The sequence below is a fragment of the Planococcus sp. CAU13 genome (assembly GCF_000775575.1).
GTDB lineage: Bacteria > Bacillota > Bacilli > Bacillales_A > Planococcaceae > Planococcus.
The window spans coordinates 1-7,618 of record NZ_JRGN01000260.1 but is presented as its reverse complement, the minus strand read 5'-3'; the positions used below and the strand labels follow the sequence as shown (position 1 = coordinate 7,618).

The window sequence follows — 7,618 nt, the reverse complement described above, 5'->3', positions numbered from 1 at the left end:
TTTAACCGTTATCTTGCACTTAAAAGTGTGAGTTGGTTGCCGAACGTTCGTAAATGTATGCTTTTACGAACGGTTTAAGATCATAATTTACCGGAACTGCTAGTAAATTTAAGCAAATAAATGAGCCATTCATTCGATGGGATGAACGGCTCGTTTTTCTCTTTTTTTCTATTCTAAGCTCCTTGTTAATTTTCGTTGGTTAGACGACGCATAGTCGAACAACAGGTTACTATTCTTCAGCCAATTTCCTATAGTAGGACAGTAAAGAAATCCACCTTAAAAGCCAGACCTAGATGGAGGAAGAAGTAGGAACTAAAGGTTTTAAGCAAATATCTTTAGCCTCTTTGTTTGTTGGCTTAACGCAACTGTTCACTACCCCGTAATTAAACCAAAGGTTCTCCCGATGTTTCGGGATGAAAACCTCTTAAAGTGACGGAGTTCGCTTATTCACTGTGATTCCATTTTCATGCTTGTCTGGACTTCGGAAAAAATAAAGTGGGTAACCGTTGAAGCATAGGGGTTTACTGTGTTAATGAACTTCTCGGCTTCCGAAAAATTTTCAAATTGCATTTTAAGCATGTAACAAGCATTACCGGCTATCCGGTAACAAAAATTCACATTGGTAAGCCCTTCGATGTACGTCTTGAATCGGTTATAGTCCCCATTTTTTACCGTTGCCTCTACGATGCATTGAATGGGCAACCCTAATTTTTCGTAGTCGATGTCTACCGTATACTTCTTGATGATCCCAAACGACTCCATTTGCCTGACTCGTTCCGTTACCGATGGGGAAGACAACTTAATTCTTCTGCCGAGCTCACTCATGGATAGCCGGCTATTTTCAGCTAATTCCTCCAGGATTTTCTTATCGATGTTGTCAATTTTCATTTTTAATTGAATTCCTTTCTATTCGTAAAAAGTTTAACCTATTTCATGAAAACAGTATTATGATTTAATGTAAGTCTATATTTATATCGCTTATAGTTATTGTAACGAGGAGGTTAGGCAAATGACAAGAATCAATTCATCCCCTTACGGGAAAACACCCTTTCAAAAGTTGTTGGGCCATAATGTGGAAGTGATGGACACGTGGTCGGCATTAGGAGAAGTACTGGAACGGGACGGTCTGTTATCGGCTCAACTAAAAGAACAGGTAAGGAGAACTTTGGCCCAAAGCAATGGATGCGCGTATTGCAAAGCAAAAGGGAAGCCAGATCCTCATCACTTTGACGAAAATACGTCTGTGGCAGTGGGGTTTGCGGAAGTGTTTTTATCCTACCCCAAGGGAATGGTCCCGGATTTCGCATTTGAAGTACTAAAGGAACATTTTTCGGAGCAGGAGATCAGCGAGCTGTGTGCTTTTATTAGTTTTACTGTAGCCCAGCAATACTTTGGGGCTGTAATGAAATTGGAAGCTACCGAGGCTGAGTAGTTGAAAATTGTTCCCCCATCACTTGATTGAGAGGGCAACCTGCGAATGCCTAAGAGGGCCCATTCCACCAATCAAGAACCAATACACTAAGAACCCCTAACGTTCTTGAATAGTTTGCAACGGAGTACCAACTAATTGAAGCAGGTGGGAAAATGAATATTTTTGTAGGATCACCAAAAATAGAAACCAAACGACTTATTCTTAGAAGGATAGAACACAGCGATGCTCAAAGCGTTTTTGACAACTGGATTTCGGATGAACGTGTAACAGACAATCGAGTCAATGCAGCACACAAGTCTCTCTCTGAAACAGTTGAGCGGGTAGCTAAGATTGTGAGTAACTATAAAACGGAAGAATTCTGTTACTGGGGAATTGAATTGAAAGCCACTGGCGAACTGGTTGGGGAAATGGATTTATATGATTTTGATAGTTCCACTGGAAATTGTGAGGTGAGTTATTCCTTAGGATATAACTGGTGGAACCAAGGCTACGGTACTGAAGCTCTTCGGGCAATTGTGGAGTTTGGTTTTAGACACATGAACATCCACAAAATTTCTGCAACACATAACACCGATAACCCTGCTTCCGGAAGAATTATGAGTAAAGTAGGCATGAAGCAAGAAGGCACGATTAGAGATATGATCCGTAATTCGAAGAATGAATATAAGGACTGTGCAGTTTGGGGGATTCTCCGAGAAGAGTATAACGAAATGGCAGGTAATTAAGTTGCCTTGCTTCATCTTCAGCCTTTGAACTCTGGCAACTTTTTGTCCCTCATAGTCATCGCGTTTACATATCATGAGTCATAGGAAGCTTTTATAAATAGAATTTATATTTCTAAAAATCAGTTCCTTTTTTAAGGTTACTGGTTTTTTTAGATTCTATACAAAATTACTCTCACTTTATTATTGCTTACTTCTATAATCCAAATTTAACTACCGGTAGTTTTATATTGTAGTAAATCAGTAGTAGATAGAATCTGTCATCTATGTTCCAAAACTCGTCCTTTTCTGGACACGTTGACTATGGATTTGAGAAGAATGTTTTTTCATGTGTTTCGTGTCATAAAACCCTGTACATTATTCTATGTTCATTAACCACCGTTATTTTATCTTATGGTACAATTAATTCATAGAAAAAGACGAAAGAGTGATTGGATGTTAATTGGATATGCGCGAGTTTCAACGGGATTACAAAACTTGGATTTACAAATGGATGCGTTAGCAGCTTACGGCTGCGATAAAACGTTTCACGATAAAATGAGTGGAACAAAAAAACAGCGTCCGGGTTTAGAAGAAGCGATTAACTATGCACGTGAAGGAGATACGATTGTTGTTTGGCGATTGGATCGTTTAGGAAGAAACATGCAGGATTTAATTCAACTTGTAAATGCCTTAAATGAACGGGGGGTTGCCTTCCACAGTTTGCAGGAAAACTTGACGATGGATAAACGCAATGCAACTGGACAATTGATGTTCCACTTGTTCGCTGCATTTGCGGAATTCGAACGGAACTTGATTGAGGAACGTTCGGCTGCCGGACGGACAGCTGCCAGAGCAAGAGGGCGTCTCGGTGGACGACCGGAGAAGTTCGGCACAAAAGATATTGAAATGATGCGTTCTTTGATTCAAAATGGTACACCGATTAAAGATGTGGCTGAAAAATGGAATGTTTCCCGAACCACTATTTATCGTTATTTGGAAAAACAGTAAATCGGAAAGGTTGCTGCTTATGCAGAACGTACCACCTCCTTTAACTGGTTCTTCAGAAGAACAACGACAAACAGCCATGGCCAAGTATGAAATCATTGCTCCCTATCTTCACTCCATGAAAACCTTGACGAGTATCGCAGACGAAACAGGTATTGCGAAAAGAACGTTGCATTATTGGGTTAAAGGTTACGACCAACACGGATTAAAAGGATTGATTCGAAAAACGAGAAGCGATTCGGGTTCTCTGCAGCTCAGTCCCGAAATTGTCTCAGCGATTGAACGATTGATTTTGAAGTACAGAAGAAATTCACTGACCTCCATTCATCGAATGATCTGTGCGCAATGTAAGGAAAAAGGCTGGCAACAACCAAGTTATTATCAATTGGACAAAATTTCAAAGTCGCTCTCGGAAAGTTTGAAAGTATTGGCTCATCAAGGTCAAAAAGCATACGAAAACCAGTTTGATCTAATCCATCGTAGAGAAGCCAGCTACCCCAATGAAATTTGGCAAGCCGACCATATGCTTCTCGATATTCTGGTAATGAATGAAAAAGGAAAGCCAGAGCGACCTTGGTTAACCGTTATTTTAGACGAGTTTAGTCGTGCTGTAGCCGGTTATTATGTGACTTTCCAAGCCCCTTCAGCTATTCAAACGGCACTTACGTTGCATCAGGCAATCTGGCGTAAACAAAACAAAGACTGGTCCATCTGTGGGATTCCCGAACAATTTTATACGGACCATGGCAGTGACTTTACATCGAATCACTTGGAGCAAGTAGCAATCGACTTGAAAATTAACCTTGTGTTCTCGGCTATTGGAAAACCAAGAGGACGAGGGAAAATCGAACGCTTCTTTTTAAGTATCAACCAGTTGCTGCTGCAAGATTTACCGGGTTATTTGGGGAATGAGATTCAAGCGAAACTGCTGACGTTAAATGAGCTTGAAGAAAAAGTCGGCGAGTTTATTGTTTACACTTATCATCAACGTATCCACAGTACAACAAAAAAAGAACCCATTCTTATGTGGAATGCTGATGGCTTTTTGCCGAATATGCCTGAGAGCTTAGAAAGCCTTGATTTACTTCTGCTGCATGTTGCCAAAGCCAGAAAAGTCCATTCAGACGGGATTCATTTTCAAGCCTTACGCTTCATCGATCCCAATCTTGCTGCCTATGTTGGGGAATCTGTTGTGATCCGTTACGATCCACGTGACCTAGCTGAAATTCGAGTCTTTTATGAAAATCGTTATTTATGTACAGCCGTATGTCCGGAAATAGCCGGATATACAGTCAATCTCAAGGAAATTGTGTCTGCTCGTAATCAGCGGAGACGTATGTTAAAAGGGCAGCTCAAGCCGGAGACCACTGTTATTGAAGAAATTGTGCAGGCTAAACAAACTGTAGTAGATGAAGAAAAACCTGTCCCACTCAAGTCAAACTTGAAGAGGTATTTCAATGAATAATACATCGACTTTTATCGAAACGAAGGAATATAAGCGCTTTGCGGAATTCTGCGATGCCTGTATTAAATATCGCTATATAGGCGTCTGTTACGGTTTGCCAGGTGTAGGAAAGACCCTTTCTTCTCGTTACTATTCGAATTGGGATTACTTAGAGAAGCAAATCAGCTATCGGTTAAACGATACGATTGGCGTTCATGCAGATGAAAAAATTTTTGATTGCCATACACTTTTTTATACTGCACCTGCAGTCAGTGCTTCCAGAATGACAAGCGAGATTGGTTTAACGGATAGTAAATTGAACATGGTAAAATCTGTTTATCGTTCTATGCTTACTGGGGAAAACCCACAATTTACCGTCAACTCATTCGAGGGTATTGATTTACTTATAATAGATGAAATTGATCGGTTAAAACTGCAAAGTTTGGAACAACTTCGAGATATTTATGATCAAAATGACATAGCCATTATATTCATCGGCATGCCAGGTATCGAGAAAAAGTTATCACGTTATCCTCAACTCTACTCAAGAATTGGCTTTGCTCACGAATTTGATCGATTAAGTAAAGATGAAACACATCATCTATTAGCTTATAAATGGGAGGAACTTGGCTTATCCATTAAACTAGAGGATTTTTCAGATTACGAAGCTTTAGCTAGCATAATAAAAATTACAAATGGGAATTTCCGACTCATTCAACGCCTGTTTACTCAAATTGAAAGAATCCTTGAAATTAATCAACTCACCTCTATTACGACAGAAGTTGTAGAAGCTGCACGTGACAGTTTAGTTATCGGTGTGAAGTAAGATAAAAAGCTATCTTCTCTAAAGAGAAAGGTAGCTTTTGTTGTGTTAATGAATTTACTTACTGATAGATATGTTCACTGTTTTTCGGTAGCTTTTCAATATGTTTTAAATAACTAAATACACTATTCCTGTAATCAGGCATATCAAAGTTTAATTTTTGGCTAACATTAACGGAAAGTTCCTCAAAAAGATTACACATGTTGAATAGCGCTTCCCATATATTTTTATAGTTTCCATCAGGATACGTAAAAACCAATCTATCCCACACATCGCTCTCGATATATTGTTGAATATTTTTACCCCCTTTTCCTGTACTGGCCTTGAAATCTGTTTGGATTCCAATATACCAGTTTACCATCGTCAACAGCATGTCCCTTACCGGCCCTTCCATGATGTACTTAGCAAGGGTGAGCTCTTCTCTCCATAAAGCCTTCGCAATATATGTACTCACCCACCAAAACTCATTCGAGCAGTCAAGAAACGCCTTCTGAATTGGCCTAGAAATACTATAGGGGTTTTCGATTGTAGTAATTGTGGTTTTGATTCTATTGTCTTTATCTAATAAAATTTCACGAGGTTCCGAGCTTTGTAAAGCTTCTTCTGCAAACTTTACAGGAGTTAAGGTTAAATCAATTCGATTCCCGTCTGTAAAAAGCATCAAATAAGAAAAACTCTGCCGGGTTTTATCAGCAGGAGGAATCACCATTTGATCGGGCATTTGCATTAATATTCTTTCTCCAAAGCAGTCCACCCAAGAATGATCCTTTGTAAAAGATTGCATGTCTTCAACATAATATACGATATCATAGTCTTGAAAAGGGTCTTTTTTAGCTTGAGAGTTCACCCTCGATCCATTTATTTCAACCAATCGGATATTTTCACTTTGTGTCGCTTTGGTTAAAATCAACTTCATCATTTCTTCTTCATTTCTCATTTTGAACGCCCCCTGTTTTTCTCGGCAATGAATCTTCTATAGAAATAAAAATTACTAGTATAGAATCAATTGTCACAAGTTTCCTTTTAATAAACAAGCTTTGATTTAGCAATTTATATGTAACAGATTTTACGTGACAGATTATCAGTAGCTTCCTTAGCCAAGTAAATAATGTAAAGAACCCAACAAACCTGAACTGCGTTTGTTGGGTTCTTTAAACTATATGCAAAATAAAGCTCGAAATTAGCGCAAGGTATCTCTTAAAATGACACATCTACGTTTCTTATCAATAGGATATACTCTATTGATAATATTAATAGTCATAATTAAACTACCGGTAGTCTAAAAACTATTGGATGTCCTTATTAAGCAGCAAGAATATAGATTGTAAGAAACAAAAAACCAATTCCTTAAAAAAGGAACTGGTTTTTAGAAATATGAATCCTGTTTGTAAAAGCTTCCGATAATCTAATGATATGTAAACTAATTCAAGGGAAATTGGTTATCTAGATATTTTTCTTATTCCCAAAAATTAGACGAGAAGAATATATAGATTAGCAAAGAAGAACCATTTTTAAAAATTCAAAACTACTGCCATTAGTAGCTTGTACAAAAGTTTCTTCTTCTTTAAAACCCACTTTTTTATAGACTTTTATCGCTCTTTGGTTAAAAGTCGCTACGGATAATGTAATTTCTTTTGGATTGTATTTTGATTTAGCAAATTCTAATCCATTTTTCAAAAATTCTAAACCGTTTCCATTACCAGTTAAGTTGGGTTTCATGCCTAGTCCTATATCAATCGTATCCTTAGTGATTTGATTGAAACTGTAAAAACCTATTACCTCTTTATTTTTTATGACCATAAAGTATGATTCATTACGTTTTTCTGCATCAAGGAATTCCTGCAAATCTTCTTGATCTGCATCCATATCGTAAAAAGAATATTCATCGTTGTAATGCCAGTTAGTTGCGATTTCTTCTGCTTGCTCCTGAGTCATTGCCTGAAATGTGTAATTCATCATTTCTTCCCCTCTTCTGTAAAACTATTTTTTATTCAATAATCTCTTTATACAAAGTTTACCATAAATTCCATTTAGACAACTTATGATAGCAAAAAGAAAAATCAGATAAATAACCGTTCGTAAAAGTACACGTTTACGCACGCTCTGAAAACAGCCGAAAATGGCTGAAAAAAGTGTTCGTAAATGTGTCAAATCATTTTACGAACGTTCGTCAACCAACACACACTTTTAAGTGCAAGATAACGGTTAAA

8 protein-coding genes are annotated in these 7,618 nt (G+C 37.9%); 5 read left to right on the top strand and 3 right to left on the bottom strand.

Annotation, left to right across the window (positions count from 1 at the left end):
- Positions 1 to 447: 447 nt before the first annotated feature.
- The gene (locus KW93_RS12550) at positions 448 to 888 is read right to left on the bottom strand and encodes an Lrp/AsnC family transcriptional regulator (protein WP_033543371.1); all 441 of its coding nucleotides are present in this window, start codon (positions 886 to 888) and stop codon (positions 448 to 450) included.
- A 121-nt stretch (positions 889 to 1,009) separates the two neighbouring features.
- Between KW93_RS12550 and KW93_RS12545 the strand changes: the two genes are divergently transcribed.
- The 5 genes from KW93_RS12545 (at position 1,010) to KW93_RS12525 (ending at position 5,411) form a co-directional block, all read left to right on the top strand.
- Positions 1,010 to 1,432, top strand: coding sequence for a carboxymuconolactone decarboxylase family protein (locus KW93_RS12545; protein WP_033543370.1), 423 nt, complete (start codon positions 1,010 to 1,012; stop codon positions 1,430 to 1,432).
- A gap of 152 nt (positions 1,433 to 1,584) precedes the next feature.
- Positions 1,585 to 2,157, top strand: coding sequence for a GNAT family N-acetyltransferase (locus tag KW93_RS12540; protein ID WP_033543369.1), 573 nt, complete (start codon positions 1,585 to 1,587; stop codon positions 2,155 to 2,157).
- A gap of 432 nt (positions 2,158 to 2,589) precedes the next feature.
- Entirely contained in the window at positions 2,590 to 3,144 is a 555-nt protein-coding gene (locus KW93_RS12535) for a recombinase family protein (protein WP_033543368.1), read from the top strand.
- Positions 3,145 to 3,163: 19 nt separating this feature from the next.
- Positions 3,164 to 4,606 (top strand): Mu transposase C-terminal domain-containing protein, encoded by a 1,443-nt coding sequence (locus tag KW93_RS12530; RefSeq protein ID WP_033543367.1) that lies wholly within the window; start codon positions 3,164 to 3,166, stop codon positions 4,604 to 4,606.
- The gene (locus tag KW93_RS12525) at positions 4,599 to 5,411 is read left to right on the top strand and encodes an AAA family ATPase (protein WP_033543366.1); all 813 of its coding nucleotides are present in this window, start codon (positions 4,599 to 4,601) and stop codon (positions 5,409 to 5,411) included. The genes KW93_RS12530 and KW93_RS12525 overlap by 8 nt, the downstream gene beginning before the upstream one ends.
- A gap of 58 nt (positions 5,412 to 5,469) precedes the next feature.
- Here the strand turns inward: KW93_RS12525 and KW93_RS12520 are convergent, their stop codons facing one another.
- Both KW93_RS12520 and KW93_RS12515 read right to left on the bottom strand, forming a co-directional pair.
- On the bottom strand, positions 5,470 to 6,345 hold the full coding sequence (locus tag KW93_RS12520; RefSeq protein WP_033543365.1) for an aminoglycoside 6-adenylyltransferase: 876 nt from the start codon (positions 6,343 to 6,345) through the stop codon (positions 5,470 to 5,472).
- Between the two features lie 554 nt (positions 6,346 to 6,899).
- Entirely contained in the window at positions 6,900 to 7,364 is a 465-nt protein-coding gene (locus KW93_RS12515) for a GNAT family N-acetyltransferase (RefSeq protein WP_033543372.1), read from the bottom strand.
- Positions 7,365 to 7,618 lie beyond the last annotated feature (254 nt).